Consider the following 26,609-nt stretch of genomic DNA (forward strand, 5'->3'; position numbering starts at 1 on the left):
CGACCGTTCAACGTCTGGGAAACCTCATACTAATCAGCGCACGCTGTTCGAGTAAACCGGCAGGAGAAGCTCTAGGATGAATGTTGGCCGCACATTACAATCGCCGCTCCACCTCCCTTGACCGACACGCATGCCCACCTGCCAGATTCACTCGCTGCCTTATCGATCCGATCCCGGCGACTACTTCGAGCGCATTCGCCAGGCTCCGGGCGCCGTGCTACTGGATGCCGGCCGGCCCACGGCCACACGCGGACGCTATGACCTAATGAGCGCCTGGCCATTGGCAGAACTGGCGCCGCTGGCCGACGAATCGGCCAAGGACTTTCTGCAGCGCCTGCGCAGCGCCCTTGACGGCCTGGGCCATGCCCAGCCGCCAGCAGCGCTGGAGCTGCCCTTCGTCGGCGGGCTGATCGGTTACCTGGCCTATGACTTCGGCCGTCGCCTGGAGCACCTTGCCCAGGGCAGCCAGGACGACCTGAACCTGCCAGATGCCAGCTTCGGCCTGTATGCCTGGGCACTGGTCAGCGATCACCACCTGGGCACCAGCCAACTGGTCTTTCACCCCCGCCTACCGGCTGAGGAGCGCCAGCGCCTGCAGGCGCTGTTCGAGCATGCGAGTGAGGCGGCGCCCTCGCCTTTTCGCCTGCATGCGCCTTTCCGTGCGGATCTGCAGCCCAGCGAATACCAGGCCGCCATCGAGCGCATCCAGGCCTACATCCTGGCCGGCGACTGCTATCAGGTGAACTACACCCAGCGCTTCCAGACCACCTGCGAGGGTGATCCCTGGGGCGCCTATCGCGCCTTGCGCCAGGCCTGCCCGACGCCATTTGCCGGCTACCAGCGGCTGGCGACGGGTGAAGCCATCCTCAGCCTGTCGCCGGAGCGTTTTCTCAAGGTCAACCAGGGCCAGGTGGAAACCCGCCCGATCAAGGGTACCCGCCCACGCGGCGAGACCCTGGCCAGCGATCAGGCGCATGCCGAGGCACTGCTCGGGAGCCGCAAGGATCGGGCAGAAAACCTGATGATCGTCGACCTGCTGCGCAACGATCTTGGCCGCAGTTGCCGCACTGGCTCGGTACGCGTGCCCGAGCTGTTCGCCCTGGAGAGCTACCCCAACGTCCATCACCTGGTCAGCAGCGTCACGGGTGAACTGGCGGAGGACAAGGACGCACTGGATCTGATTGCCGGCAGTTTCCCCGGCGGCTCCATCACCGGCGCGCCGAAGATCCGCGCCATGCAGATCATCGACGAGCTGGAGCCGACCCGGCGCGGGCCCTACTGCGGCTCACTGCTCTATCTCGACGTGCGCGGCGAGCTGGACAGCTCTATCACCATCCGCACCTTGCTGGTCAAGGACGGGCGCATCAGTTGCTGGGGCGGCGGCGGTATCGTCGCCGACTCGGACTGGCAGGCCGAATACCAGGAGTCGATCACCAAGGTGAAAGTGCTTCTGGAGACGCTGGAGGGGCTCTAGATACGCAGGCCGGGTGCACGCCAAATCGTGATGGCGGGTTGCACCCGCCCTACGTCGACTGATCCAAATGAACAACGCCGCGAAATCGCGGCGTTGTCGTTACAGGCTCAGCTTACGGTTGGAAGCCTTGAGGAACTCCTGCTTGAGGTCTTCATAGGTGTGCACTGCGGGGAATTGCGGGAACTCACGAATCACGTTGTCCGGCGCATGGAACAGGATGCCGGCATGGGCTTCGCTGAGCATGGTGGTGTCGTTGTACGAATCACCGGCCGCAATCACGCGGTAGTAAAGGCTCTTGAAGGCAATCACCGACTGACGCTTGGGATCCTTCTGGCGCAGTTGATAGCTGACTACACGATCGTTCTCGTCAGTGATCAGACGATGACAGAGCAGCGTCGGGAAACCGAGCTGACGCATCAACGGCTGGGAGAATTCGTAGAAGGTGTCGGAGAGAATCACCACCTGGAAACGCTCGCGCAGCCAATCGACGAACTCGACGGCGCCGTCCAGCGGCTTGAGCGTGGCGATCACGTCCTGAATGTCCTTCAGCTTCAGGCCATGCTCATCGAGGATGCGCAGGCGTTGCTGCATCAGCACGTCATAGTCGGGAATGTCGCGGGTAGTCGCCTTGAGCGACTCGATGCCGGTTTTTTCCGCGAAGGCGATCCAGATTTCAGGAACCAGTACGCCTTCCAGGTCGAGACACGCGATTTCCACAGGACACTCCTCGGTTGAGCTGAAAGATGCGGCACTCTATCGGCTCGCTTTGACGGGTGCAACGCGCCTCTTATAACCATAAGAAAGGCTGGCTGGCTCCTTAGTTATTTAGCCGCATAACCCGCCTTTGCTACCATCGAGGCCCTCACGCACACTCGACCTGGAGTCCGCAACATGGAACTCGACCTGGACGCGCTCAACGCCGAATACGGCCGCCAGCCGGAAAAACTGGTGCAATGGGCCATCGGCCTCGGCAAGCCGGCCATCTGCACCACCAACTTTCGCCCCTTCGAAGCGGTGATCCTGCACATGGTCAGCCAGGTCAAGCCGGACATTCCGATCGTCTGGATGGACAGCGGCTACAACACCGAAGCCACCTACCGCTTCGCCGATGAAGTGACCCGCAAGCTGGGCCTGAACCTGATCACCTACCTGCCCAAGCGCTCGCGCGCGCACCGCGAAGCCATCGACGGCCCCCTGCCGGGGCTGGACGATCCGCGCCATGCGGCCTTCACCGAAGAAGTGAAGCTCGAACCCTTCGCCCGCGCCCTGCGCGAGACGGCACCGAGCGTCTGGTTCACCGCATTGCGCGCTACCGACACCGCCGTACGGGCGCAGATGGAGCCGATCAGCATCAACCCGGACGGCCTGATCAAGGTCGCCCCGCTGCTGCACTGGACGTCCAAGGACCTGTATCAGTATCTGGTCGCCCATGACCTGCCGAACGAGTTCGATTACTTCGATCCGACCAAGGGCGAAGAAAACCGCGAGTGTGGCCTGCACCTCAGCCACTGATCAGCGGCTCGTAACGAAGAATGGCGCCTGATGGCGCCATTTTTCATGGGATCGAGAGGTCAGTGCATCGGCAGCTCGACGCCCTCGAACAGCTCTTCCAGCTCGGACTTGTTGTGGCACTGCACCGCCTTGGTCAACATGTCGCGGGTCAGGTGCGGGGCGAAACGCTCGATGAAATCGCACATGAAGCCACGCAGGAAGGTGCCACGACGGAAGCCGATCTTGGTCACGCTGGGCTCGAACAGATCATCGGCATCGAGCACCACCAGATCCGGATCCAGCTTGGCGTCGACGGCCATCTTGGCCACGATGCCCACCCCCAGATTCAGGCGCACGTAGGTCTTGATCACATCGGCATCGGCGGCAGTGAATACCACCTTGGGCGTCAGGCCACGATGGCTGAAGGCTTCGTCCAGCTTCGAACGACCGGTAAAACCGAACACGTAGGTGACGATGGGATGCTCGGCCAGCGCTTCGAGGGTCAGCTTCGGCAGCTTGGTCAGGGGGTGCCCCTGGGGCACCACCACGCAGCGGTTCCAGCGGTAGCAGGGCATCATGATCAGGTCGTTGAACAGCTCCAGGCCTTCGGTGGCGATGGCGAAGTCGACGCTACCATCGGCGGCCATTTCGGCGATCTGGGTCGGCGTGCCCTGGTGCATGTGCAGGGCGACGTCCGGGTACTGCTTGATGAAGGCGCTGATCACGGGCGGCAAGGCATAGCGCGCCTGCGTGTGGGTGGTGGCGATGGACAGCGTGCCTTTCTTCTCGTTGGAGAACTCCTGGGCGATCTGCTTGATGCTCTCGACCTTGCGCAGGATTTCGCCGGCGGTGGTGATGATGCGCTCACCTGCCGGGGTGACCCGGGTCAGATGCTTGCCGCTGCGAGCGAAGACCTCCACGCCCAACTCGTCCTCCAGCAAGCGAATCTGCTTGCTGATCCCTGGCTGCGAGGTGTACAGGCTTTGTGCGGTAGCCGATACGTTGAGATCGTGATGCGCGACTTCCCAGATGTAGCGCAGTTGCTGAAGCTTCATAGATTTCCCTCAAAGCTGAACGGCCAGCTCATGACGGCCGGCACTTATATAACCATATTACTGGTTTAGGTCTTAAGCATAGATCATTTCTTTGTGTTGCTCCTGCTTCCCTCTACAACTCACCATGCCCACGATGCTGCAGCATCGGCACCAGGTACACCGGCACCTCGGACAATTGCAGCAACCTGGCTGCCGTGCGCCCCAGCGGCACCGCCAGTTCGGCGCCATGGCTGTGACTGCCTACGACCAGCAGATCGACGCCTAGTTTCTGGGTTTCCTCAAGAATCACCGTGGGTGGATCGCCCTGCAGCACCCGCACAGCACGAATCAGATGAAGATCCGCCACCCCATCGCCCAGTTCGTCGCGAAAGCCTTCCAGTACCCGCTGCTCGATACTCGACATCACGGTACCCAAGCCATTGCGCCGCAGTTCGCCGAGGGTGTCGTCATCCAGATAGGTTTGCAGCACGGATTCGGCGAACAGCCCCATGGGCTCCACCGCGTGCACCACGTAGAGATCAGCGTTGAAGCTGCGCGTCATTGCCAGCGCATGCTGCAGCACGTAGGAGGCATAGAGCCCAAGATCGGTGGCGTAAAGTATCGAGCGGATCATGCGGCCTCCTTGACTGCTGACTAGGGCCCGTATCTGAGCTTAGCAGTACGGCAGACAACGCAAGGTAGACCGCGCTATTTAGGACGAATGGCTATATGTGCGCCACTCATGGCTGGGGCTCGTTGCTCACCCCATGAGGTACATGACCGGTGGCCACGACCTGGCGTGCCGCCTCACAGTGGCCGGTCTGATCATCGAAGAACACATCAGCGGCGAAGGCCTCGAGCACGGCGGACTTGTCCAGGCCACCGAGGAAGAAGGACTCATCCAGACGAATGTTCCACTCGCGCAAGGTGCGAATCACCCGTTCGTGGGCTGGCGCGGAGCGCGCCGTTACCAGCGCTGTACGAATCGGGCAGGCCTCTTCCGGAAACTCCTGTTGCAACCGGTGCAGGGCCGCCAGGAACGGCTTGAATGGTCCACCCGGTAACGCCTGGCGCGCGGCGTCGCGCTCATGGCTCTGGAAAGCGTGCAGACCGCCACTCTGGTAGACCCGCTCGGAGTCATCGGAAAACAGCACGGCATCGCCATCGAAGGCGATGCGCAACTCGTTGCTCGAGGCCCGCCGTGAGCCACCGGAGAGCAGCGTCGCCGCGCCGAAACCGGCCTTCAGCGCACTGCGCACGTCGTCAGCGTGCGTGGAGAGAAACAGGTGGCAGCCAAAGGCCGCCAGATAGGGATCGGGGCTGCGTCCGCCAACGAACGCGGCACGGGAGATGCCCAGGCCATAATGCTGGATCGAATTGAAGGCACGCAGACCGGTATCGGCACTGTTGCGCGACACCAGGATCACCTCGACACGCTGATCACTCAGCCGGGCGTTGAGCCCCAGCAGCTTTTCCACCAGGGGGAAGGCGTCGCCCGGCATCAGCACTTCGTCTTCATGCTCGATCTGATAGCGCCGGTAAGCTTCCACGCCCTCTTTCTCGTAGATCTGGTGGCTCTCGCTCAAATCGAACAGTGCTCGTGAGGAAATCGCCAGCACCAGCTTGTCACCCAGCCCCTTGCCCATACCTAGGCCTCCCGACGCGCCTGAATGAAACGCAGCGCCTGATACAGGGCGCGCACCTTGGGCATATCGCAGCCCACGCCATCAGCCGCCGCCAAAGGCGCTTCGTAGATAGCCTGCAGCTCCGCCGGGCGACCCTGGGCGAAATCGTGATACATGCTCGGCAGGTAATCGGGCATGCGATCGGTGGCCGCCAGCAGCTTGTCGGCGTAGTTGTTCGGCATGCCATGGCCAAGCGCCTGGGCCGCCTGCACCACTTCCAGCATCATGTCGCGAATCAGTGTGCGGCTGTCTGGGTTAGCCATCATCGTCCGGGTATCGGCATCCAGCAGCACGGAGAGGCCGTTATAAGGCACGTTCCACACCAGTTTCTGCCAGCGCGTCTGCTCCAGGTTGGCCATGGCCTGCGAATCCAGCCCGGCAGTGCGGAACATCGCCGCGCCCTCTTCGACCAGCGCCTGGCGCACGTCTTCAGCAATCGCAGGCCCGCTGTGATAGGCCAGGTTGATCGCACCAAGGGCCTGATGCTCGACGACGCCGGGAGCACTGCGATGAACGCAGATGTAGCAGAGACCACCGAGCAGGTGCAGACCGTCGTCCAGCAGCGGCCGGAGCTGCGCCTCCACACCGAGCCCGTTCTGCAGCAACACGACGCGGGCTTCGGGGGCGGCAACCTGTTGAATCAGCGGTGCCAGCTCGGCATTGGCCGTGGTCTTGGCGCCCACCAGCAGCCAGTCGCACGCGGGCATGTCCTCAGCACGGGCGTAGGCCTGCACCGATGGCAGGTGCATCGCCCCGTGCACCAGGCTGTTGACCTGCAAACCGCGCTCCGCAACCGCGGAGTATTCGCTGCGCAGCAGAAAGTGCACATCGAAGCCGGCTCGTACCAGCATCGCACCATAGAAACCGCCAATGGCGCCCGTGCCGATGATGCCGATACGCGGTGGGTTGTTCAGGGACATCAGGGAAGCTCCTCAGCCGGACTGCGCAGGGCGCGGTCGATGGCGGTGATCAGTTCGTTCGGATTGAGAGGCGCGCGCAAGGCGCCATGAAATTGACCATTGCGTACGACAAACAGGGCGGGCAGGTGAAACACCTCGTAGCGCGTCACCAAACCGGCATTATGCCCGGCATCGACCCAGCACAGCCTGTCCACCGGCAGGCCCATGCCTGGCAGGGTCTGACGCGCCCTGCGGCAGCTGGCACAGCCCATGCTTGTGAAGATCAGCAACGATGTGCCGTCGAGGTCGAGCAGACGTCGGTCGGCATCCAGGTCGGTCAGTTCCAGCTGCGCGGCTATACTGGACTCACTGATATCAATTGGCCGGTAGTCGAGGTCGGTGCTCATGCGTAAGTTTCTGCGTCATCCCAGCGACATGCCGGTGGAACTGGTGCTGCGCAAACAGCCCAACGTACCTCGGCAAAGGCTGCACAATATCAGCCTCGGCGGGGTCGCTTGCAACTCGAGCCGCGCCTTTCGCCGTGGTACTTCGGTCGAGATGCGCATTCCACTGCTTGGCGAGCAGGCACGCTACCCCGGCGTGGTCGCCTGGTGCCAGCGCCAGGCCGAAGGCTATCTGGTGGGTATCGCCTTCACCGACGAGGACACGCTGTTTCGCGCGCGCATGGTCGAGCAGGTATGCCAGATCCAGCATTACCGCCTCCTGCTCGAGAAAAACAGCGGCGCCCCGGTCGCCATCGAACACTGCGCCCGCGAATGGATCGCGCAGCATGCCGCGGAGTTTCCCCAGCTGTCCTGAAAGTCCCGTCTATCGGCCTCATTAGACCTCCGGGGCATTGTCGCGCCGCGCCTTACGCGCTAAGGTTCGGCACCCCCTGCGCAAACTGGCCGTGATCACCTCAGGGGAGCGCCGACGGCCTGCACCCGTGACCTGACGACCCTGACCTGATGACTAGCACGATGGCTGATTTACCGATCAACGACCTCAACGTCGCCTCCAACGAAACGCTGATCACTCCCGACCAGCTCAAGCGCGAAATCCCCCTGACCGACGTGGCGCAACAGACCGTCGCCAATGGCCGCCAGGTAGTACGCGACATCCTCGACGGCACGGATCATCGCCTGTTCGTCGTGGTCGGCCCCTGCTCCATCCATGACATCAAGGCCGCGCACGAATACGCCGAGCGCCTCAAGGTACTGGCTGCCGAGGTCTCCGACACCCTGTTCCTGGTAATGCGCGTGTACTTCGAAAAACCGCGCACCACCGTTGGCTGGAAAGGTCTGATCAACGACCCCTACCTCGACGACTCGTTCAAGATTCAGGATGGCCTGCACATCGGTCGTAAGCTGCTGCTCGACCTCGCCGAGATGGGCTTGCCCACGGCCACCGAAGCACTGGATCCGATCTCCCCGCAGTACCTGCAGGATCTGATCAGTTGGTCGGCCATCGGCGCGCGTACCACCGAATCGCAGACCCACCGCGAAATGGCCTCGGGTCTGTCCTCGGCTGTCGGTTTCAAGAATGGCACCGACGGCGGCCTGACCGTTGCCATCAATGCCCTGCAGTCGGTATCCAGCCCGCACCGTTTCCTCGGCATCAACCCGCAGGGTGGCGTCTCCATCGTCACCACCAAGGGCAACGCTTACGGCCACGTGGTACTGCGTGGCGGCAACGGCAAGCCCAACTATGATTCGGTCAGCGTCGCCATCTGCGAGCAGGAACTGACCAAGGCCGGCATCCGCCCGAACATCATGGTCGACTGCAGCCACGCCAACTCTAACAAGGATCCGGCCCTGCAGCCGCTGGTGATGGAAAACGTCGCCAACCAGATTCTCGAAGGCAACAACTCGATCGTCGGCCTGATGGTCGAGAGCCACCTGGGCTGGGGCAGCCAGTCCATTCCGAAGAACCTGTGCGACCTCAAGTACGGCGTATCCATCACCGATGCCTGCATCGACTGGGATACCACCGAGAAGGCGCTGCGCGGCATGCATGCCAAGCTCAAGGACGTACTGCCGAAGCGTCAGCGCGCCTGACTGCCGGGCAGTAAAGAAAACGCCGGGCAATTGCCCGGCGTTTTCATATCCGCTTTGTCTTCAACTGGCCTGATGGCGCTGGCGCCGCTCCAGATAACGCTCGACGTAGGAACACGACGGGATCACCGTGTAACCGAGCGCCTCGGCATAACGCAACGCATGCTCGGTCAGGGCAGCAGCGATGCCGCGACCGCGCAGCGAGTTGGGGACGAACGTACGGTAGATATCCAGCGTCTGCTTGCCCAGATCCATGTAGGCCAGGTAGGCACGATCACCGTCGACGGTGGTCACGAACTGATGACTGGCCTGGTCGTGGTGTATGGATAAACCTTCGCTCATTTCGACTCCTCTGTACTTCGCTGTGGTCTCGTCACAGCGGGTCGGTGCAGCGGCAACCGCTCGGTATTCGTACCGACGCTTCAAACAAAGCGCAAACATTTGCCCTGCAAAAATCTGTAACCAATTGAGCTTATCAGGCAAAAGCGCTAACAGCCATGCGCAATCAATCACTTAGGTCAGACTGACGGGCATGGCCATTGGCCCGGCTACGCCAGGCTCAACGCCGCGATGCAGGCCAGGCTGGCAATGACTGGAATCAGAACGGTGATCACGAAGATATCCTTGTAGGCCTGCTTGTGGGTCAAGCCCATGATCATCAGCATGGCAATCACCGCTCCGCAGTGCGGCAACGAATCCAGCCCGCCTGCCGCGATATTGGCGATACGGTGCAGCACCTGCGGCTCGATGCCCATTTCCAGATAGCGCGGCGCCAGCGTCTGCATGAAGATCTGCAAGCCGCCGGAAGACGAACCGACGATCCCCGACACCACACTGACCGAGGCGAATACCGAGAGCAGCGGCGGCATCTCCACCGCCACGATCCATTGGGCGAACTGAGTGAAACCCGGTGTCTGCGTGACCACACCGCCAAAACCGATGACCGCAGCGGTGTTGAGTAACGGCATGATCGAGTCATCCGCACCCTGCCCCAGGGTATTCAGGGTATTGCGCCGCAATGGCGCGAACATCAGGATCGCCAGCCCTGTCGCCAGCACCAGTGCCAGGCTAGGCCAGAGGATCGGTTGAGTCTGACTGAATGCCAGCAGCTGCCCCAACGCCCCTTCGCCAGGGATCGCCAACCCAGACAGCGCCAGCATCCGTGGCAGGAGGATGATCCCCAGCACCGCCACGATGGGCATCGATGCCAACACCCAATGCGGCCCCGCGCCGGGCGCCCCGGCCAACTGCTCCATGCGCACGTCTTGCGCATTGGCCTCGAACCCCTCACCGCGCTCGCGCGCCAGGCGCCATTCGCGCTGCAGATAAGCCATACCCAGCCCAACCATCAGCACGCTTGCAAACAGACCGATCCCGGCGCCTGCGAACAGATCCGTACCCAGCGCGCTGGCGGCAATGACGTTGTGAATCGAGGGCGACCCCGGTAGCGCGGTCATCGTGAAGGTACCGGCCCCGAGGGCCAATGCCGCACAGAACAGACGCTTGGGCAGGTTTGCCTCACGCATCAGCGAAACGCCCAGGGGATACATGGTGAAAATCACCACGAACACCACCACGCCGCCGTAAGTCAGCACGGCACAGACCAGCATCGCGACCCACAGCGTGCGCTGCGTGCCGAGGCCGCGAGTAATTGCCTGGGCAATACTGTTCGCCGCCTGGCTGGCCGCCATTACCTTGCCGAAGATGGCGCCGCACAGAAACAGCACGAAGAACTTGCCGGCAAAGGTAAATGCGCCCAGTGGCCCGAATGGAAAATGCTCCAGCAGCGCCTTGGGCACAGAAACGCCGTTGGTCACGGCCACCAGCACTGCACAGAGCAATGCGGCGATGAAGATATTGACCCCGCGCAAGGCCATGACGATCAATAACGCGAGCCCCACTAACAAGCCTAAGTTACCCAGCATTGTTTACGTCCTTTGTTGTTTTTAGTTGGATCGCCGGCAACTGGTCGCTTTGCCCGTAAGCACCCTACTGCAGCGGTTCCAGGGCAAGCCAGTGCTTTTTGTTTGTTTTTTGTACAGAGCACCCCACACAACCTGTGAAAGCCCTTCGAAGAGTGAAAAAAAACTGCAACTCTTGCCCTCCCTCCGTTTACTTACTAAAAGTAATAGGTAGTATGTAGGCCGGCTAATTTCCCGCAGTTGGGGAATTGCTTTTATGGAAAACTCCACCTCAAGGGGAACACGATGAACAACGTTCTGAAATTCTCTGCTCTGGCCCTGGCCGCTGTTCTGGCTACCGGTTGCAGCAGCATGTCCAAAGAAACCGAAGCTCGTCTGACTGCTACCGAAGACGCAGCTGCTCGCGCTCAAGCCCGTGCCGACGAAGCCTACCGCAAGGCCGATGAAGCTCTGGCCGCCGCTCAGAAAGCTCAGCAGACCGCTGACGAAGCCAATGAGCGTGCTCTGCGCATGCTGGAAAAAGCTAGCCGCAAGTAATAGCGACTGGTCTTTTCAAAAGCCGATCCGGGCAACCGGATCGGCTTTTTTATTGCCCTTGCAAACAGCATTAGCACACAGCCATTAAAAAGCCCGCCGATGCGAACATGGGCGGGCTCGATGACATGGCTGGCTTAGAAAGCCTGCTGCTCGCTGGTAGCCACCACGCTATTGTCGACCTGGGCGATAGGCACCGGCAACCCATCTTCGGACGCCACCACTTCACGCACCATATCCCAATCCAGACGCAGCCCCGTCAGATCCTCGCGCTTGAGCAGCGAGTTGATCACCGCCGTATGCTTGTCCACCACCGACGGCTCGCCCTGATCGTTCAGCGGAGCATGCGCCTCCAGGTACACCTTGCCGCCACTGACGCCGAACTTGTAGGGCTCGTTGATGATGCGCACCGGCGTATTTACCGGGGCCATTGCCGCCAGTTCCAGGACGTTATGGTTGAACATACGGAAGCAGCCATGACTGACCTGCATACCGATACCGAATTTCTTGTTCGAACCGTGGATCAGGTAGCCAGGGAAAGACAGAGACATCTTGTAAGGGCCCAGCGGGTTGTCCGGGCCTGGCGGCACGACGGTCGGCAGCGGATCACCTTCGGCAGCGTGCTCCTCACGGATCGACTTCGGCGGATACCACGCCGGATTCGGCGTCTTGGCGGTGATACGCCCCGATCCCAGCGGCGAACCCCAGCCATCGCGGCCGATGCCGAGCGGGAAGGTGTACACCACGTTCTTGTCTTTCGGGTAGTAGTAGAGGCGGTATTCGGCGAGGTTGATCACGATGCCCTCGCGCGGGCCAGGCGGCAGGATGAAGCGCGTCGGCAGGACGACCTCCTTGCCCTCACCCGGCAGCCAGGGATCGACGCCCGGATTGGCCGCGACCATTTCCAGATAGCCCAGGTTATTGGCCTTGCCCAGATCGGCGAAGGTGTCCTCGTACTTGGCCTTGACTACCTGTACCTGGCCGACGATGTCGTCGCCGGGAGCCGGCAGGGGAAATTCGAGTGCCTGCACCGCGGCACTGGAACACAGCGCCAGAGCAGCGAAACAGCGGCTGACCGCAGAGAATCGCGACAACATCCGGGAATCCTTGATGGGTTGAGGTTGAAAGAAGTCGATTGTACACCGCCGCCGAGCGTGTAGGCAGCCGTCAGGCATCCACCCAGTTCGAACATAGCCCCTGGCGCTGAGCGCGCAACGTCGCCAGACAATCAGGGCACAGACGCCTGTCACGCAACAGCAGGTTATCCAGTGCACGCCAGCGCGGCTGCGCCGGCAGCAATCCGCCACACAGCGTACGGTCAGCATGCCCGCCCAGGCGCAACTGTCGAGCCACCAGATGCAGACGCACCTCGCGACAGGCGAACAGATCGAGCTGTTCATCCGGCTCGATGAGCTGGTAGGCATAAAGGGACCAGACGGGACGCGGCATCGCAGGCTCCAGGGCGGGGCGGCCACATTAGCCGAAAGCCCCAGCCCGGAAAAGAGTCAGAGCAATGGCTGCAACGCAGGCCAGGCGTTCTCCAGCAAAACAGGCTGCGCCGTAACGTTGGGGTGAATGCCATCGGCCTGCATCATGCCCGGCACGCCGCCCACGCCCTCGAGAAAGAACGGCACCAGAGCCACCTGCTTCGCCTGCGCCACATCGCTGAACACCTGGGCGAAAGCCGTGGTGTAGCGCACGCCATAATTGGGCGGCAACTTCATCCCCAACAGCAGTACCTTGGCCCCGGCCTGCTGCGACGTCTCAACCATCGACGCAAGATTCTGTTGCAATTGCATGGGCGGCTGACCGCGCAGGCCGTCGTTACCTCCCAGCTCGATGATCACCACTTGCGGCTGATGCTCTGCAAGCAGCGCCGGCAGGCGCGCCAGGCCGCCTGCGCTGGTGTCGCCACTGATCGAGGCGTTGATCACCTGATGGTCAAAACCTTCGTCCTGCAGGCGTTTTTCCAGCAGAGCGACCCAGCCCTGGCGGCTATCCAGGCCAAAAGCGGCGCTGATACTATCGCCGACCACAAGCAGGGTGCCTGCCCACGCCCCTTGGGCCCAGAACAGCAGGGTCAAGGCACCACTCAGCCACCATGCACGCATTGGAATCTCCATGACTTCGAGCATTCTCGCTGCGCGGAACCTTAGCAAAGTGGTCAGCAGCGCGGAAGGCGAGCTGACCATCCTCCACGATCTCGATCTGAATCTGGACAAGGGCGACAGCCTGGCCATCGTCGGCAGCTCCGGTTCGGGGAAGTCCACCCTCCTCGGTCTGCTGGCCGGGCTCGACCTGCCCACGGGCGGCTGCGTCCTGCTGGCCGGCAAGGATCTGAGCCAGCTCGACGAAGACCAGCGCGCCCGCCTGCGTGCCGAGCATGTCGGTTTCGTCTTCCAGTCATTCCAGTTGCTCGACAGCCTCAATGCGCTGGAGAACGTCATGCTGCCCATGGAGCTGGAAGGCCATGCCGATGCCCGCCAGCGCGCCCGCGCCCTACTCGAACGGGTCGGCCTGGGCCAACGCCTGTCGCACTACCCGCGCCAGCTCTCGGGCGGCGAACAGCAGCGCGTGGCCATCGCCCGCGCCTTCGCGGCCGATCCGGACGTGCTGTTCGCCGACGAACCCACCGGCAACCTCGACAGCCAGACCGGTGAGCGCATCAGTGACCTGCTGTTCCAGCTCAATCAGGAACGCGGCACGACACTGGTGCTGGTCACCCACGACGAACGCCTGGCCCACCGCTGCCATCGCCTGATTCGCCTGGAAGCCGGCCATCTGATCGATCGCGTGGAGCCCTGATGACACGCATGCCCTTTGCTCGCCTGCTGTCGCTGGCGGCCCGCCAGCTTTCGCGCGATGCCCGTTCGGGCGAACTGCGCGTGCTGTTCTTCGCCCTGCTGGTCGCCGTCGCCGCCAGTAGCGCCATCGGCTACTTCAGCGCACGCCTGAACGATGCCATGTTGCTGCGCGCCAGCGAGTTCCTCGCCGCCGACCTGCGCCTCAGTGGCAGCTCGCCGGCCAGCCCGGAACAGATCGATGCCGGCACCCGCCTGGGCCTGACACATTCCCGCGTGGTCGAGTTTTCCAGCGTGATCGCCGCCGACCAGGGCATTCAGCTCGCCAGCATCAAGGCCGCCGATGGCGCCTATCCGCTGCGCGGTGCACTCAAGAGTGCCGCCGAGCCTTACCAGGCCGAAGAAGTCGGCCAAGTGCCGGCCGCAGGCGAAGTCTGGGCCGAAGCACGCCTGATGGTCGCGCTGGGCCTGAAGGTCGGTGACCAGATCGAAATCGGCGCCAAGCGTCTGCGTCTGAGTCGCGTCCTGACCTATGACCCGGATACCGCGGGCGACTTCTACAGCCTGACGCCTCGGGTGCTGATGAATCTCGACGACCTGGCCGCCACCGAGGTCGTGCAGCCTGGCAGCCGCGTGCGCTACCGCGATCTGTGGCGTGGCGAAAGCGAAGCCCTGGCCGCCTACCGCCAGGCCGTGGAGCCTGGCCTGCAACCAAACCAGCGCCTGGAAGACGCCCGCGATGGCAACCGCCAGGTCGGTGGCGCCCTGGGCCGCGCCGAACGCTATCTGAACCTGGCCAGCCTGGCTGCCGTACTCCTGGCCGGGGTCGCCGTGGCGCTCTCTGCCAGCCGTTTCGCCGCCCGCCGCTTCGATGCCAGCGCCCTGCTGCGCTGCCTGGGGCTGTCGCGCCGCGAGGCACTGAGCCTGTTCAGCCTGCAACTGGCCCTGCTCGGCCTGCTGGCGTGCGTCATCGGCGCCCTGATCGGCTGGTTCGGCCAGTACGTGCTGTTTCATCTATTGCGCGGCCTGGTGCCCGCCGACCTGCCACCTGCCGGCATCTGGCCGGCACTGGCGGGCATGGCGACCGGCCTGGTAGCACTGGCCGGCTTCGCCCTGCCGCCCCTCGCCGCCCTGGGCCGGGTGCCGCCACTGCGCGTGTTGCGCCGCGACATGCTGCCGGTGCCGGCCAGTTCCTGGCTGATCTATGGCGCCGCGCTGTTGGCCCTGGGACTGATCATGTGGCGACTGAGCCTGGATCTGCGCCTGACCCTATCGCTGCTGGGCGGCGGCTTGCTCGCCACCTTGCTGCTTGGCGGCCTGTTGCTGGCTGGCTTGCAGAGCCTGCGCCGGTTGCTGCAGCGCTCTGCCCTGCCCTGGCGGCTGGGCCTGGGCCAGTTGCTGCGCTACCCGCTGGCCGCCGCCGGACAATCGCTGGCCTTCGGCCTGATCCTCCTGGCGATGGCTCTGATTGCCCTGCTACGCGGCGAGCTGCTCGACACCTGGCAGGAACAGTTGCCGGCCGATGCGCCCAATCACTTCGCCCTCAACGTGCTGCCGGCCGAACGTGAGGCCTTCGCCGCGCGCGTAGCCGAACTGTCGCCGCATCCCGCACCGCTTTACCCGGTGGTGCCAGGCCGACTGGTGATGATCAACGACGAGCCGGTTCGGCAGATCGTCAGCAAGGACAGTCGCGGCGAACGCGCCGTACAGCGTGATCTGAGCCTGACCTGGTCGCAGGAATTGCCGGCAGACAACCACATCGTCGCCGGCGCCTGGTGGTCGCAGCGCAAAGCGGACGAGCTGCCGGGCGTTTCGGTCGAATCGGAGCTGGCGCAGAGCCTGCAGCTCAAGCTGGGCGACCGCCTGCGCTTCAACGTCGGCGGCATTGAGCGCGAAGCCCAGGTCACTAGCTTGCGCGAGGTGGAGTGGGACAACTTCCAGCCCAACTTCTTCATGATCTTCGAGCCGCACACGCTGCAGGATCTGCCGGCCACCTACCTCACCAGCTTCTACCTGCCACCAGGTCACGATGCCGATCTGGTCAGCCTCAGCCGCGCCTTCCCCAGCGTCACTCTGTTGCAGGTCGATGCCGTGCTGGCGCAATTGCGCAGCATCCTCGCCCAGGTCACCCTGGCCATCGAATACGTGCTGCTGTTCGTCCTCGCAGCGGGCGTCACCGTGCTGCTGGCCGGCCTGCAATCCACGCTCGACGAGCGCATCCGCCAGGGCGCCCTGCTCCGGGCTCTAGGGGCAGAGCGACGCCTGCTGATGCAGGCCCGCCGCGCCGAGTTCGGCCTGCTGGGCGGCGCCGCCGGCTTGCAGGCAGCCCTGGGCTGCGAGCTGGTGAGCTTCCTGCTGTATCGCTATGCCTTCGATATCGCCTGGCAACCGCACCCCTGGCTGCTGGTGCTGCCGTTGATCGGCGCGCTGCTGGTCGGTGCTGCTGGGGTGCTAGGCACCCGCCGCGCACTGAATGCCAGCCCACTGAGCGTATTGCGCGAAGGTTAAGCCGGATGAAGGGGTTTGCTAGACTGGCGCCCCCTTGATCCTGTCGAGTCACCATGAGCCGCTATCGCCCCCCACGCCCTGCCGGTACTCCACTGATCACGCCTGAAGGCGAAGCGCGCCTGCGCGCCGAATTGCACGAGCTCTGGCACGTGCGCCGTCCGCAGGTCACGCAGTCGGTCAGCGAGGCCGCAGCCCAGGGCGACCGTTCGGAGAACGCCGAATACACCTACGGCAAGAAGATGCTGCGCGAAATCGACAGCCGCGTGCGCTTTCTCACGAAGCGCCTGGAAAAGCTCAAGGTGGTCAGCGACAAGCCGTCCGATCCGAACAAGGTGTATTTCGGCGCCTGGGTCACTATCGAGGACGAGGACGGCGAGCAGTCGCGCTACCGCATCGTCGGCCCGGACGAGCTGGATCTGAAGCAGGGGCTGATCAGCATCGACTCACCGCTGGCGCGCGCCCTGGTCGGCAAGCCCCTGGACGCCGAAGTGCGCGTGCACACGCCCACCGGCGAGAAGACCTGCTACATCGTCGAAATCGACTATCCCTGATCGCGCGACGCCTCGACCACGGCCAGCCACTCGGCGAAGGACTCGGCCAGCCATTGGTTACCCGGTTTCAGGTTGGCCGGATCGTAACGGCGGGCACGGCCGCCGAACCAGTTCCACCAGCCCTGCCCCGGTATCTGGGCCAGAGGCACATCGAACTCCTTGATGTAGAAGCAGGTGCCTGGCGGAAAGTCCGTTTCACGCATAGCAGGATCAGCGACGCGTGATCAGGCCCTGGCGCGCCACGCGCACCAGCTCGGCGATGCGTTGTTGCGCCTGCTCGGCTGCCGGCGCCTGCACCACGGCGAAATCGAAGGCGTCGGCAGGAAAGCGTGCCAGCGACTCGTCGCGCTGGACGAACTGAATGCGGAAGGCGCGCGGGCCGCTCCAGCGCTTGGGCCAACCTTCCAGATAACGCAGCAGCGTCGGCTGGTGGCTACCGGCGAGGAGAATGCGAGGATTGCGCAACGGCAGGCCCGAAGTGATGGGCGCCAGGCGAATGTGCGATTGGGGACAGGTCATGGTCGAGTCTCCGCCTCTTCGTTACCGCTGGGCAGCGGTGGGAGGCGACACCGAACCAGCGCTTTAGCGGAATTTCGGGCGTCTTCGACTCCCTCTGGCGCCCCGCAAGTAGCTGTTTAAATCGGCGCAGAGCGGCATCCTAGAGAAGCGGCGCGGCAGCGTCAAGGGCGGGTCAGGTGGCCGCGCGTACCCAACCTTCGATTGGCTGGAGCCTTTTTTGCGCACACCATCCAATCCGTCAGCGTTCCCCCGGCGCGACCCAGAAGGGCTCGCGACGTTTCGCCCTGTAACAGATCGATAGCAGCACGTTAGCCACCAGAACCTGCACGATTATCGCAAAGCCTTACCCTAGAGCCCTGCTCATCGCTATCGCCACGATGGCACGCTTCCTGCCAATAGCCTCATTGACGTACGCGCAACGGGACGAGCGCGCGAAACCGCAGGATGCGCCCAGACTGCCCCCCAACCACGAGAGCGCCCATGAATAAGAACAAGACCCTGCTCGCCCTCTGCCTCGGTGCCGGCCTACTGGTCAGCGGTCATACCCAGGCTGCCAGCTCCGGCTACACGCAAACCAAGTACCCCATCGTCCTCGGCCACGGCATGCTCGGTTTCGACAGCATCCTCGGCGTCGACTACTGGTATGGCATTCCCACGGCCCTGCGCCGCGACGGCGCCACCGTCTACGTGACCGAGGTCAGCCAACTGGACACCTCCGAGGCACGCGGTGAGCAGTTGCTGGCGCAAGTGGAGGAAATCGTCGCCATCAGTGGCAAACCCAAGGTCAACCTGATCGGCCATAGCCACGGCGGCCCGACCACACGCTACGTCGCGGCGGTGCGTCCGGATCTGGTGGCCTCGGTCACCAGCGTCGGCGCCCCGCACAAGGGCTCGGCTGCAGCGGACTTCCTCAAGAGCGTCAGTGATGGCCCGGTCGGCCCGGTCGCCACACCGATCCTGGTGGGCATCACCAACGGCCTGGGGGCGCTGATCAACTTCCTCTCCGGCAGCTCCAGCACCACGCCGCAGAATGCCCTGGGCTCGCTGGAATCGCTCAACAGCCAGGGCGCCGCGCGCTTCAACGCCAAGTTCCCGCAGGGTCTTCCGACCAGCGCCTGTGGCGAAGGCGCCTACAGCGTGGGCGGTGTGCGCTACTACTCCTGGAGCGGCACCAGCCCGCTGACCAACGTACTCGACCCCAGCGATCTGCTGACCGGCGCCGCTTCCCTGACCTTCGGCAACGAGGCCAACGATGGCCTGGTCGGGCGCTGCAGCTCGCATATGGGACAGGTGATTCGCGACAACTACCGGATGAACCACCTCGATGAGGTCAACCAGACCCTGGGCCTGACCAGCCTGTTCGAGACCGATCCGGTGACGGTCTACCGCCAGCATGCCAACCGTCTGAAGAACGCAGGCCTGTAATCCCTCGCCTCGGTCGGGGTCACTCCCGGCCGAGGCGTTGCTCGGGGAAACTCCGTGAAGAAAGCCCTCCTCCTCATGCCGCCCTTGTTTGCGGCCAGCCTGGCGCTGATGCTGTACCTGCAGCCGCCGTCCGATACACAGCCAAGCAGTATCATGCCGCCCAACTCCGCGCCCGCGCAGCCGGAACGCAGCGAGGCGAAAACCTCTGCACCCGCCACAACGTCGAAGCCCGCCAAACCGGCGCCACCGCTGAACCTGCCGCCCTCGTTCGCCGGCACCGAAGTGGATGGCGGTCTGCATGTCGACGCGAGCGGCCAATTGATCATCGACGAAGACATCCGTCGCCTGTTCGACTACTTCCTGGCCAGCCTCGGCGAGGAGAGCCTCGTGACCAGCGTCGAGCGCCTGCGCAGCTATATCGACAGCCGCCTTGACGAGCCAGCCCGCGCACGCGCCCAGACACTGCTCGACCAGTACCTCGATTACAAACGCGAGCTGGTGTTGCTGGAGCGTGACCTGCCACAACTCGCCAATCTCGATGCTCTGCGTCAGCGCGAAGCCGCCGTACAGGCCCTGCGCGCGCGCCTGTTCGACGCCGAGACCCACCAGGCCTTCTTCGCCCAGGAAGAAGGCTACAACCGCTTCACCCTGGAACGCCTCGCAATCGCCCAGGACGCGGGGCTCGACGCCGACGCCAAGGGCCAGGCCATCGACCGCCTGCGCGCCGGTCTGCCGCCAGAGCTGCAGGACGCCGTACTGCCACAGCTGCAACAGGAACTGCGCCAGCACACCGCGCGCCTGCAGGCCGCAGGCGCCAGCGCCGCGCAGATCCGTCAGATGCGCCAGCAAGTGGTCGGTGCCGAGGCCACCGTCCGCCTGGAGGTGCTGGATAACCATCGGCAGAACTGGCAACGCCGGTTGGACGACTACCTCGTAGCCAAGGCGCGGATCGAGGCTAGCGAAGGGCTCAGCAGTAGCGACCAGCATGCAGCCATCGAGGCGCTGGCAACGGAGCGCTTCGATGAGCGTGAACGTCTGCGCCTGGATGCGGCCGAGCAGCTCGCGACAGCACGCAAGAACGACTGAGCACACCGTCAGCGAGCCATGGCTGGCACCATGGTCCCGATCCGACTCATCGGTTCCAAACCCACTGCATTCCCGCTAGAGTGACATTCGTGTTCGCCTCGCCGATCTTGAGCGACGAGCGAACCGGCAAAAAAGAACAAGAGGCTGCGAGACAACGCACCACTCGAAGGAGTGCCAATGAGCATCCACACCTCGGGATCCTGCCCCAGTGACCTGACTGCCTTCGTTGCGGATCATTTCCCCGAGCGCAACATTCGACCCGACGCGCCCATCGTCCAGTCCTGGTATCGCAGCGTCATGCAACATCGCCTCGATCCACACGGCATCGGCGAAAAGCATGTGCTCACTGCCAGTGAACTGCGTGAACACCAGCGTCTGCATCAGGATTACCTGAGCATCGCCAGCCAAGGCGTCACCGGGCTGGCCAAGCGCGTGGTACCGGCGGGCTTCGCCGTACTGCTCAGCGACGAGCATGGCGTTACCCTCGATACCCGCCTGCCGCTGCAATACGACGTTTACACCCAAGCCGGCCTGATCGTCGGCGCCTGCTGGGATGAGTCCACGGTCGGCACCAACGGTATCGGCACTGCGCTGGCCTCGCGCCAGGCGATGACCATTCACCACCAGGAACACTTCCTGGTCTCCAATTTCCGCCTGAGCTGCTCGGTGGCACCAATCTATGACGCGCAGAACATCCTACGTGGCTGCCTCAATGCCACCTGCCTGAACAGTGCAGGGCCGAAGGAAACGCAATACCTCACCCTGCAACTGGTACTCATGTACGCACGGATGATCGAGAACGCCAGCTTCCGCCAGCGTTATCGCGACCGCATGACGCTCTCGGTGAAATCCCACGACGACATCAGCGACCTGGCCAATGAACAGTTGCTGGCCCTGGACGAACAGGGCCGGATCATCGGCGCCAACCATGCGGCCTTCGTCAGCTACCAGCAGGAACGCCAGATTGACCTGCTCGGCAGCCGCATCGACCAGTTGTTGCCGGCCAGCGTTGACGAACTGCTGAGCCAGAGCAATGGCGGCGCCCGCAGCCTCAACCTGCGCACGCTGCAGGGCGACGCGCCAGTCGGCGTCAGCCTGCGTATCCCGGCCTTGCAGCCACAGACGCGCCCCCGCACGGCACCTGCCGGCAACAGCGAACATCCGGATCTGCAGCGCCTGGGCGGCAGCGATTCACGCCTGCAGGAAGGCGTGCGTCGCCTGCGCAAGGTACTCGACAAGGACATTCCGATCCTCATCACTGGTGAAACCGGCACCGGCAAAGAAGCCTTCGCCCGCGCCATTCACCAGGCCAGCGCACGCGCTCGCGGCCCATTCGTGGCGCTGAACTGTGCGGCGATTCCGGAAAGCCTGATCGAGAGTGAGCTGTTCGGCTATCGCGGCGGCAGTTTCACCGGCGCCAACAAGAAGGGCATGAAGGGCAAGCTGGAGTTGGCCAACGGCGGCACGCTGTTCCTCGACGAGATCGGCGATATGCCAGCGCATCTGCAGACCCGCCTGCTGCGCGTACTGGCCGAGCGCGAAATCTTCCCACTGGGTGCCGAAACGCCGGTACCGCTAGATGTACAGGTGGTTTCGGCAACCCACCAGGATCTGACGCAGATGATCGCCAGCAAGGCGTTTCGGGAGGACCTGTTCTATCGCCTGAATGGCATGCCGCTGGCGCTGCCGGCGCTACGCGAGCGCACCGACCGCATGGAGCTGATCGATGACTTGCTGGCCCGCCATGGTCGTTTTCGCCTCAGCGAGACCGCACGTCAATGCCTGCTCGCCCACCCCTGGCCCGGCAATATCCGTCAGTTGTCCAGCTGTCTGCGCTATGCGGCGGCGCTGGCCGAGAATGGCAGCATCAATGTGGACTGCCTGCCGGCAGAACTGCAGCAGGTCAGCCGCAGCGGCGCGCCGGCGCTGCTGCCCGCCAACCAGTTGGCCAGCCGTGTGGAGAACGACGAAGCCCGTCATTTGCACGCTGCACTGCGCGAGCATCGCTGGAACATCAGCGCGGTGGCCGATGCTTTCGGCGTGGCGCGCTCGACCCTGTACCGCAGGATGAAGAAGTACGGGGTCGTGCAGCCCAACGATCTGTTCTGAGCGCGTGCATGGCTGACGCCTCTACAAGCGCACTAGCTTGCATGTAGTGCCGTAGGAGCGGCTTCAGCCGCGATTGTCGCCGCTAAAGTGCCTCCTACGGATGTCCGCGCCTCGGAACGGCGCTGCACCTGGCGTCCATCCGTCACCGGTGCGCTGCCGTCGAAACAAAGAGGTTCGCGGACAAGTCCTCTCCCACCGGGAAACTGAGCTGCCAGGGGCAACTTGTGGGGGCGGACTTGTCCGCGAAAACTCGTCCCCCCATTCCTACAAAAAAGAGCGGGCCGACGCTACAGCACCGGCCCGCTCAAGCGTCTCTGGTTACTCCTGCGCGTAGATCACATGGGTATGGGTATATTCGTACAGCCCATGCTTGCCATCCGCGCCACCGATGCCGGACTTGCGCGTACCGGCATGGAAGCCCTGCATCGCTTCAAAGTTCTCGCGGTTGATGTAGGTCTCGCCGAAATCCAGCTCACGGCTGGCCTTGAGCGCAGCACTGAGGTTACGGGTGTAGATCGACGAAGTCAGGCCATACTCGCTGTCGTTGGCGCGCACGATGGCCTCGTCGAGGTCATCGACGATCTGGATCGGCAACACCGGACCGAAGATTTCCTTGCGCATGATCTCCATGTCGGTGGCGCAGCCGGCCAGCACGGTCGGCTGGTAGTGAAAGCCCTGGCCCAGATCGGCAACGTTGCCGCCGGTGATCACCTGCGCGCCCTGCCCGACCGCCGTGCGCACCATCTGCGCCACCTTGTCCAGACCGGCCTGATTGATCAGCGGGCCCATGTCCAGATCGGCCTGAGCGGACGGGTCGCCGTAGCGGGTCTCGGCCATCGCCGAGGCGATCTTGTCGATGAACTGATCAGCCACCTTGCGTTCGACGTAGACGCGCTCGGCGCAGTTGCATACCTGCCCGGTGTTGATCACCCGCGAGGCCTTGATGGCGTTGACTGCCAGTTCCAGGTCAGCGTCGGCCAGGACGATGGCCGGCGCCTTGCCGCCCAGCTCCAGGTTGAGCTTGGTGATGTGCGGAGCGGCAGCAGCCATGATCCGCGAGCCGGTACCGACGCTACCGGTGAAGCTGATCAGGTCGACACCGGCATGGCTGGTCAGCGCGCTACCCGCACCTGCACCCGTGCCGCCAACGACGTTGAACACACCAGTAGGCAGGCCAACTTCCGCCACCAGCTTGGCGAACTCGAAGCAGTTGATCGGGGTTTCTTCGCTGGGTTTGATGACGATGGTGTTGCCGGTCAGCAGCGCCGGCGCCATCTTGCGGGCGATGAGGAAGAACGGGAAGTTCCACGGCAGGATGCCGGCCACCACGCCCAACGGCTTGCGCAGCAGGAAGATGTGCTCGCCGGCGCGGTCGCTGGTCAGCACCTCGCCTTCCAGACGACGCGCCCATTCGGCCATGTAGTCGAGGTAATCGGCGGTGAAGTTAACTTCCACCTCAGCCAGCGCCGGTACCTTGCCGCCTTCGCGGGTGATGATCTGCGCCAGGCGCGGCGCATTGGCCCGCACCTTCTCGGCGATACGGCGCAGATAGCCGGCGCGCTCGATGGCCGGTTTGGCAGCCCAGCCTTTCTGCGCCTTGCGCGCGGCGGCGATGGCGCGGTCGACCTGTTCGTTGCTGGCCTCGGGGATACGTGCCAGCAGTTCGGCGGTAGCCGGGTTGCGCACTTCGATCAGCTTGTCGCTGCCGAAGAAGGCGTTGTCGATGTAGTTCTGATAAATGGTGTCGCTCATGGTCGCTCTCGCTATGCGGAGTGGGCGGACGAGCGCATGCCAAACCGGCATGCGCTCGCATGGGTCAGTTGGCGCTGAATTTTTTCCATGCGTCGCCTTCTTCCTGAAGGTCGTGGGCACGCTTGATCAGGTACTGGTGGATCTGATCGACCTGCTTGGCATCGAAGGCCTCGGCGAACGACGGCATGCCGTCCGGCACGCGGCCGCCATAGAGGATGCCGAGGAACATCTGGTGCTGCTCCGGCGCCAGCTTGCGCAGGTCAGGCAGCACGCCACCGCTGACGGCGTGGATACCGTGACACTGCGAGCAGTAGCTGTCGTACAGCTTGCCGCCGGCCTCTACGGTGGCGGCATCGCCGGTCAGCGCCGGTGGCTTCGGTGCGTCGGCCAGCGGTGCCGGCTCCTGCAGCTTGGCGGTGCCTCCGAGCTTGTAGGTCAGCACCTGGGCGTAAGGCTGTACCCCGGCACGCAGCGACAGGGCACCGGCGAAGGTGGAAAAGGCCCCGCCCCAACCGGCCATGAAGGTCACGTATTGCTCACCGTCCACTGAGTAGGTGATCGGCGCGGCCATCACGCCACTGGCGGCGGGTTGCTCCCAGAGCTTCTTGCCATCCTCGGCGGCGTAGGCGATCACCCGGCCATCGGCGCTACCCTCGAACACCAGGTTGCCGGCGGTACTCAGCGTGCCGCCGTTGAAGATGGTGATGTAGGGCACTTCCCAAGCAGCTTTCTGCTTCACCGGATCCCAGGCGATCAGCTTGCCGGACCAGGTCTTGGCCATCTCCAGCAGGCCGTCCGGGCCTTCCGGCATCATGCCGGTGCGCAGGCCGAGCTGGTACATGCTCTTGAACGGGTTACGCGCCGGCGCCTCCGGGATGTGCTCGTAGTAGGCGGACATGATGTGCGCCGGAATGTAGACCAGGCCAGTCTTGGGGTTGAACGACATCGGGTGCCAGTCATGTGCGCCCCAGAACGCCGGGGTGACCAGCTTGCGCTTGCCGTCCTTCCAGTAGGCGGCGGCCTCGTCGTCGACGATGGGCCGGCCGGTCTTCATGTCGATGCCCCTGGCCCAGTTCACCGGCACGATGTTCTCGGCCGACAGCAGCTCGCCGGTGGCGCGGTCGATGACGTAGAAGAAGCCGTTCTTCGGTGCCTGCATCAGCACCTTGCGCTGCTTGCCGTCGATTTCCAGCTCGGCAAGGATCATGTGCTGCGTGGCAGTGAAGTCCCAGGCGTCGCCCGGTGTGGTCTGGTAGTGCCAGGCGTACTCGCCGGTGTCGGCATCGATGGCGACGATGGACGACAGGAACAAGTTGTCGCCCTTGGCCTGGCTGCGCCATTTCGGATCCCACAGCGAGCCGTTGCCGACGCCGATATAGAGCAGGTTCAGCTCCGGGTCGAAGGCGAAGGAGTCCCACGCGGTACCGCCACCGCCCTGCTCGGCGAAGGCATCGCCGTACCAGGTCTTGGCGGCGATCTCCATGGCCTTGTCTTCCGGCGGCAGTTTGGGATCACCCGGCACGGTGTAGAAGCGCCAGGCCTGCTTGCCACTCTCGGCATCATAGGCGGTGACGTAACCGCGCACGCCGAACTCGGCGCCGCCGTTGCCGATGATGACCTTGCCATTGACCACGCGCGGCGCGCCAGTGATGGTGTAGCTGCGCTTGTGATCGGCACGGGTGTCGACCGACCAGGCAAGTTGGCCTGTCTTGGCATCGATAGCCTCCAGTCGGCCGTCTAGCACGCCAACGTAGACCTTGCCCTTCCACACCGCCACGCCACGGTTGACCGCGTCGCAGCAGGCCTCACCAGCGCGGTTGCGATCGGATTTCGGGTCGTATTTCCACAGCAGCTTGCCGTTGCGCGCATCCAGCGCGTAGACCACCGAGAACGGCCCGGTGGTGTACATCACACCATCGACGACGATGGGCGTGGCTTCCACGCCGCGGTCGATGTCCAGCTTGTAGCTCCAGGCCAGGCCGAGCTGCTCGACGTTCTGCTGGGTGATCTGCTCCAGCGGGCTGTAGCGCTGTTCGTCATAGGTACGCCCGTGGCTCATCCAGTTACCGGGTTCCTGGTCGGCGGCGATGATGCGCTTGCCATCAACATCCGCAGCCTGAGCAGCACTGGCCAGCAGTAGCGCGGCGAGCATAGCGGTACGGGGAAGACGCAGGGTGGGTTGCCAGTCGAGAGTCGAGCGGGCGATAGGCATGTTCAGGCCAATCGAACTCATGGTTTTTCTCCAGTTCTTGTTGTGACCGCGAACTTGATATCGCGGCTTGCAACTGCTGGAGCAACGCCTGTGCCAGTGATAACGAGAACAGCCAGAGCCCTGAACTTGCGGGCCTTGCCGTTATTCACCGCTTAATCTAGCGTGCGGATGCAATGCAACACCTGTAGCGTTTTCCGAAACAACTGTTGCACTGGCGCTACAACTTCGTCACACACTTTGCGCAACAGTCTGCAAATAAATTCATCCGTTTGCGCAATAGCCGCAAAGCGCTTGCCTGCTAACCTGCGAGCCTCAAGACAGAGGGCTCGAAACCTTCAGAAGGGCACAGGCAAAGGCCGGCGCCCCAAAAACCGGCACCAAAGTACAAGACGCAGGAAACCTTATAAGCATGGCCGTCTGGCAATATTTACTGCACAACTTTCGGCACTGTGCTTATTGCCCCGCAAGTTTCAAGCAAACCTGGCACGACCTATGGATATGAGTGAGTCTGGCGAGTATTCGCGCGCCAGCAAGCGGCCATTCTTGCGGCCGC

Annotated in this window: 26 protein-coding genes; 11 read left to right on the plus strand and 15 right to left on the minus strand. The window is 63.4% G+C overall.

The genetic code is table 11. The features are described from left to right. Positions 1 to 130: 130 nt before the first annotated feature. Positions 131 to 1,474, plus strand: a complete 1,344-nt coding sequence (gene pabB, locus ACODS1_RS05070) for an aminodeoxychorismate synthase component I (RefSeq protein WP_489084777.1) — start codon at positions 131 to 133, stop codon at positions 1,472 to 1,474. A gap of 99 nt (positions 1,475 to 1,573) precedes the next feature. On the opposite strand, the gene thrH is transcribed toward pabB, so the two are convergent. After that, positions 1,574 to 2,191 carry a bifunctional phosphoserine phosphatase/homoserine phosphotransferase ThrH gene (gene thrH / locus ACODS1_RS05075; protein WP_024308402.1) on the minus strand — a complete coding sequence of 206 codons (618 nt, stop codon included), beginning with the start codon at positions 2,189 to 2,191 and terminating at the stop codon, positions 1,574 to 1,576. 174 nt (positions 2,192 to 2,365) lie between these two features. Between thrH and ACODS1_RS05080 the strand changes: the two genes are divergently transcribed. Beyond that, the gene (locus ACODS1_RS05080) at positions 2,366 to 2,986 is read left to right on the plus strand and encodes a phosphoadenosine phosphosulfate reductase domain-containing protein (RefSeq protein ID WP_322977638.1); all 621 of its coding nucleotides are present in this window, start codon (positions 2,366 to 2,368) and stop codon (positions 2,984 to 2,986) included. A 59-nt stretch (positions 2,987 to 3,045) separates the two neighbouring features. Here ACODS1_RS05080 and cysB read toward each other — a convergent pair whose 3' ends face one another. The 5 genes from cysB to ACODS1_RS05105 all read right to left on the minus strand — a co-directional run bounded on the left by cysB (position 3,046) and on the right by ACODS1_RS05105 (position 6,990). Further along, positions 3,046 to 4,020 carry an HTH-type transcriptional regulator CysB gene (gene cysB, locus ACODS1_RS05085; protein WP_489084778.1) on the minus strand — a complete coding sequence of 325 codons (975 nt, stop codon included), beginning with the start codon at positions 4,018 to 4,020 and terminating at the stop codon, positions 3,046 to 3,048. Between the two features lie 112 nt (positions 4,021 to 4,132). After that, positions 4,133 to 4,633 (minus strand): universal stress protein, encoded by a 501-nt coding sequence (locus tag ACODS1_RS05090; RefSeq protein WP_322977636.1) that lies wholly within the window; start codon positions 4,631 to 4,633, stop codon positions 4,133 to 4,135. A gap of 106 nt (positions 4,634 to 4,739) precedes the next feature. Then, positions 4,740 to 5,645 carry a 5'-nucleotidase gene (locus ACODS1_RS05095; RefSeq protein WP_322977635.1) on the minus strand — a complete coding sequence of 302 codons (906 nt, stop codon included), beginning with the start codon at positions 5,643 to 5,645 and terminating at the stop codon, positions 4,740 to 4,742. Between the two features lie 2 nt (positions 5,646 to 5,647). Beyond that, on the minus strand, positions 5,648 to 6,604 hold the full coding sequence (locus ACODS1_RS05100) for a putative 2-dehydropantoate 2-reductase (RefSeq protein WP_489084779.1): 957 nt from the start codon (positions 6,602 to 6,604) through the stop codon (positions 5,648 to 5,650). Then, complete coding sequence (locus ACODS1_RS05105; RefSeq protein ID WP_489084780.1) at positions 6,604 to 6,990, minus strand: YbbN family protein; 387 nt, start codon at positions 6,988 to 6,990, stop codon at positions 6,604 to 6,606. Before ACODS1_RS05105 ends, ACODS1_RS05100 begins: the two co-directional genes overlap by 1 nt. Between ACODS1_RS05105 and ACODS1_RS05110 the strand changes: the two genes are divergently transcribed. Both ACODS1_RS05110 and ACODS1_RS05115 read left to right on the plus strand, forming a co-directional pair. Then, entirely contained in the window at positions 6,989 to 7,402 is a 414-nt protein-coding gene (locus tag ACODS1_RS05110; protein WP_322977632.1) for a PilZ domain-containing protein, read from the plus strand. The genes ACODS1_RS05105 and ACODS1_RS05110 overlap by 2 nt on opposite strands. 161 nt (positions 7,403 to 7,563) lie before the next feature. Then, positions 7,564 to 8,640, plus strand: coding sequence for a 3-deoxy-7-phosphoheptulonate synthase (locus tag ACODS1_RS05115; protein WP_322977631.1), 1,077 nt, complete (start codon positions 7,564 to 7,566; stop codon positions 8,638 to 8,640). Between the two features lie 60 nt (positions 8,641 to 8,700). Here the strand turns inward: ACODS1_RS05115 and ACODS1_RS05120 are convergent, their stop codons facing one another. Then, a complete protein-coding gene (locus ACODS1_RS05120) occupies positions 8,701 to 8,979 on the minus strand; it encodes a GNAT family N-acetyltransferase (protein WP_322977630.1) in 279 nt (92 codons plus the stop codon). 206 nt (positions 8,980 to 9,185) lie between these two features. Next, positions 9,186 to 10,562 carry a GntP family permease gene (locus tag ACODS1_RS05125; RefSeq protein ID WP_489084781.1) on the minus strand — a complete coding sequence of 459 codons (1,377 nt, stop codon included), beginning with the start codon at positions 10,560 to 10,562 and terminating at the stop codon, positions 9,186 to 9,188. A 282-nt stretch (positions 10,563 to 10,844) separates the two neighbouring features. Between ACODS1_RS05125 and oprI the strand changes: the two genes are divergently transcribed. Next, positions 10,845 to 11,096 (plus strand): outer membrane lipoprotei OprI, encoded by a 252-nt coding sequence (oprI, locus tag ACODS1_RS05130; RefSeq protein ID WP_003239826.1) that lies wholly within the window; start codon positions 10,845 to 10,847, stop codon positions 11,094 to 11,096. Between the two features lie 134 nt (positions 11,097 to 11,230). Here the strand turns inward: oprI and ACODS1_RS05135 are convergent, their stop codons facing one another. From ACODS1_RS05135 to ACODS1_RS05145, 3 genes are all read right to left on the minus strand, one after another. Continuing rightward, the gene (locus ACODS1_RS05135; RefSeq protein ID WP_489084782.1) at positions 11,231 to 12,190 is read right to left on the minus strand and encodes a L,D-transpeptidase family protein; all 960 of its coding nucleotides are present in this window, start codon (positions 12,188 to 12,190) and stop codon (positions 11,231 to 11,233) included. 70 nt (positions 12,191 to 12,260) lie between these two features. After that, positions 12,261 to 12,542 carry a hypothetical protein gene (locus ACODS1_RS05140; protein WP_322977627.1) on the minus strand — a complete coding sequence of 94 codons (282 nt, stop codon included), beginning with the start codon at positions 12,540 to 12,542 and terminating at the stop codon, positions 12,261 to 12,263. A gap of 56 nt (positions 12,543 to 12,598) precedes the next feature. After that, positions 12,599 to 13,204: an arylesterase gene (locus ACODS1_RS05145; RefSeq protein ID WP_489084783.1), complete on the minus strand. Its 606-nt coding sequence runs from the start codon at positions 13,202 to 13,204 to the stop codon at positions 12,599 to 12,601. Positions 13,205 to 13,214: 10 nt separating this feature from the next. Between ACODS1_RS05145 and ACODS1_RS05150 the strand changes: the two genes are divergently transcribed. The 3 genes from ACODS1_RS05150 to greB are packed head-to-tail and all read left to right on the plus strand — an operon-like array spanning position 13,215 to position 16,953. Beyond that, entirely contained in the window at positions 13,215 to 13,898 is a 684-nt protein-coding gene (locus ACODS1_RS05150) for an ABC transporter ATP-binding protein (protein ID WP_489084784.1), read from the plus strand. Further along, positions 13,898 to 16,402 carry an ABC transporter permease gene (locus ACODS1_RS05155; RefSeq protein ID WP_489084785.1) on the plus strand — a complete coding sequence of 835 codons (2,505 nt, stop codon included), beginning with the start codon at positions 13,898 to 13,900 and terminating at the stop codon, positions 16,400 to 16,402. Before ACODS1_RS05150 ends, ACODS1_RS05155 begins: the two co-directional genes overlap by 1 nt. A gap of 53 nt (positions 16,403 to 16,455) precedes the next feature. Beyond that, positions 16,456 to 16,953, plus strand: a complete 498-nt coding sequence (greB, locus tag ACODS1_RS05160) for a transcription elongation factor GreB (protein WP_322977623.1) — start codon at positions 16,456 to 16,458, stop codon at positions 16,951 to 16,953. Here the strand turns inward: greB and ACODS1_RS05165 are convergent. Further along, positions 16,944 to 17,156 carry a hypothetical protein gene (locus tag ACODS1_RS05165; RefSeq protein WP_322977622.1) on the minus strand — a complete coding sequence of 71 codons (213 nt, stop codon included), beginning with the start codon at positions 17,154 to 17,156 and terminating at the stop codon, positions 16,944 to 16,946. The genes greB and ACODS1_RS05165 overlap by 10 nt on opposite strands. Positions 17,157 to 17,163: 7 nt before the next feature. After that, complete coding sequence (locus ACODS1_RS05170) at positions 17,164 to 17,472, minus strand: class I SAM-dependent methyltransferase (RefSeq protein ID WP_322977621.1); 309 nt, start codon at positions 17,470 to 17,472, stop codon at positions 17,164 to 17,166. A 480-nt stretch (positions 17,473 to 17,952) separates the two neighbouring features. Between ACODS1_RS05170 and ACODS1_RS05175 the strand changes: the two genes are divergently transcribed. The 3 genes from ACODS1_RS05175 to ACODS1_RS05185 all read left to right on the plus strand — a co-directional run bounded on the left by ACODS1_RS05175 (position 17,953) and on the right by ACODS1_RS05185 (position 22,092). Next, positions 17,953 to 18,897 (plus strand): triacylglycerol lipase, encoded by a 945-nt coding sequence (locus ACODS1_RS05175; RefSeq protein ID WP_322977620.1) that lies wholly within the window; start codon positions 17,953 to 17,955, stop codon positions 18,895 to 18,897. Positions 18,898 to 18,951: 54 nt separating this feature from the next. Further along, complete coding sequence (locus ACODS1_RS05180; RefSeq protein WP_489084786.1) at positions 18,952 to 19,983, plus strand: lipase secretion chaperone; 1,032 nt, start codon at positions 18,952 to 18,954, stop codon at positions 19,981 to 19,983. A gap of 177 nt (positions 19,984 to 20,160) precedes the next feature. Next, on the plus strand, positions 20,161 to 22,092 hold the full coding sequence (locus tag ACODS1_RS05185; RefSeq protein WP_489084787.1) for a sigma-54-dependent Fis family transcriptional regulator: 1,932 nt from the start codon (positions 20,161 to 20,163) through the stop codon (positions 22,090 to 22,092). Positions 22,093 to 22,410: 318 nt separating this feature from the next. Here the strand turns inward: ACODS1_RS05185 and aldA are convergent, their stop codons facing one another. Further along, positions 22,411 to 23,844 carry an aldehyde dehydrogenase gene (gene aldA / locus ACODS1_RS05190; protein WP_322977617.1) on the minus strand — a complete coding sequence of 478 codons (1,434 nt, stop codon included), beginning with the start codon at positions 23,842 to 23,844 and terminating at the stop codon, positions 22,411 to 22,413. A 64-nt stretch (positions 23,845 to 23,908) separates the two neighbouring features. Next, on the minus strand, positions 23,909 to 26,077 hold the full coding sequence (locus ACODS1_RS05195; RefSeq protein ID WP_489084788.1) for a PQQ-dependent dehydrogenase, methanol/ethanol family: 2,169 nt from the start codon (positions 26,075 to 26,077) through the stop codon (positions 23,909 to 23,911). Between the last annotated feature and the right edge of the window lie 532 nt (positions 26,078 to 26,609).

Source organism: Pseudomonas sp. FG29 (genome assembly GCF_057809355.1).

Excerpts from the sequence above, each read along its gene's own strand:
- pabB (WP_489084777.1), top strand. The coding sequence starts at position 131 with ATGCCCACCTGCCAGATTCACTCGCTGCCTTATCGATCCGATCCCGGC.
- ACODS1_RS05080 (WP_322977638.1), top strand. The coding sequence starts at position 2,366 with ATGGAACTCGACCTGGACGCGCTCAACGCCGAATACGGCCGCCAGCCG.
- cysB (WP_489084778.1), bottom strand. The coding sequence starts at position 4,020 with ATGAAGCTTCAGCAACTGCGCTACATCTGGGAAGTCGCGCATCACGAT.
- ACODS1_RS05090 (WP_322977636.1), bottom strand. The coding sequence starts at position 4,633 with ATGATCCGCTCGATACTTTACGCCACCGATCTTGGGCTCTATGCCTCC.
- ACODS1_RS05095 (WP_322977635.1), bottom strand. The coding sequence starts at position 5,645 with ATGGGCAAGGGGCTGGGTGACAAGCTGGTGCTGGCGATTTCCTCACGA.
- ACODS1_RS05100 (WP_489084779.1), bottom strand. The coding sequence starts at position 6,604 with ATGTCCCTGAACAACCCACCGCGTATCGGCATCATCGGCACGGGCGCC.
- ACODS1_RS05110 (WP_322977632.1), top strand. The coding sequence starts at position 6,989 with ATGCGTAAGTTTCTGCGTCATCCCAGCGACATGCCGGTGGAACTGGTG.
- ACODS1_RS05105 (WP_489084780.1), bottom strand. The coding sequence starts at position 6,990 with ATGAGCACCGACCTCGACTACCGGCCAATTGATATCAGTGAGTCCAGT.
- ACODS1_RS05115 (WP_322977631.1), top strand. The coding sequence starts at position 7,564 with ATGGCTGATTTACCGATCAACGACCTCAACGTCGCCTCCAACGAAACG.
- ACODS1_RS05120 (WP_322977630.1), bottom strand. The coding sequence starts at position 8,979 with ATGAGCGAAGGTTTATCCATACACCACGACCAGGCCAGTCATCAGTTC.
- ACODS1_RS05125 (WP_489084781.1), bottom strand. The coding sequence starts at position 10,562 with ATGCTGGGTAACTTAGGCTTGTTAGTGGGGCTCGCGTTATTGATCGTC.
- oprI (WP_003239826.1), top strand. The coding sequence starts at position 10,845 with ATGAACAACGTTCTGAAATTCTCTGCTCTGGCCCTGGCCGCTGTTCTG.
- ACODS1_RS05135 (WP_489084782.1), bottom strand. The coding sequence starts at position 12,190 with ATGTTGTCGCGATTCTCTGCGGTCAGCCGCTGTTTCGCTGCTCTGGCG.
- ACODS1_RS05140 (WP_322977627.1), bottom strand. The coding sequence starts at position 12,542 with ATGCCGCGTCCCGTCTGGTCCCTTTATGCCTACCAGCTCATCGAGCCG.
- ACODS1_RS05145 (WP_489084783.1), bottom strand. The coding sequence starts at position 13,204 with ATGCGTGCATGGTGGCTGAGTGGTGCCTTGACCCTGCTGTTCTGGGCC.
- ACODS1_RS05150 (WP_489084784.1), top strand. The coding sequence starts at position 13,215 with ATGACTTCGAGCATTCTCGCTGCGCGGAACCTTAGCAAAGTGGTCAGC.
- ACODS1_RS05155 (WP_489084785.1), top strand. The coding sequence starts at position 13,898 with ATGACACGCATGCCCTTTGCTCGCCTGCTGTCGCTGGCGGCCCGCCAG.
- greB (WP_322977623.1), top strand. The coding sequence starts at position 16,456 with ATGAGCCGCTATCGCCCCCCACGCCCTGCCGGTACTCCACTGATCACG.
- ACODS1_RS05165 (WP_322977622.1), bottom strand. The coding sequence starts at position 17,156 with ATGCGTGAAACGGACTTTCCGCCAGGCACCTGCTTCTACATCAAGGAG.
- ACODS1_RS05170 (WP_322977621.1), bottom strand. The coding sequence starts at position 17,472 with ATGACCTGTCCCCAATCGCACATTCGCCTGGCGCCCATCACTTCGGGC.
- ACODS1_RS05175 (WP_322977620.1), top strand. The coding sequence starts at position 17,953 with ATGAATAAGAACAAGACCCTGCTCGCCCTCTGCCTCGGTGCCGGCCTA.
- ACODS1_RS05185 (WP_489084787.1), top strand. The coding sequence starts at position 20,161 with ATGAGCATCCACACCTCGGGATCCTGCCCCAGTGACCTGACTGCCTTC.
- aldA (WP_322977617.1), bottom strand. The coding sequence starts at position 23,844 with ATGAGCGACACCATTTATCAGAACTACATCGACAACGCCTTCTTCGGC.
- ACODS1_RS05195 (WP_489084788.1), bottom strand. The coding sequence starts at position 26,077 with ATGAGTTCGATTGGCCTGAACATGCCTATCGCCCGCTCGACTCTCGAC.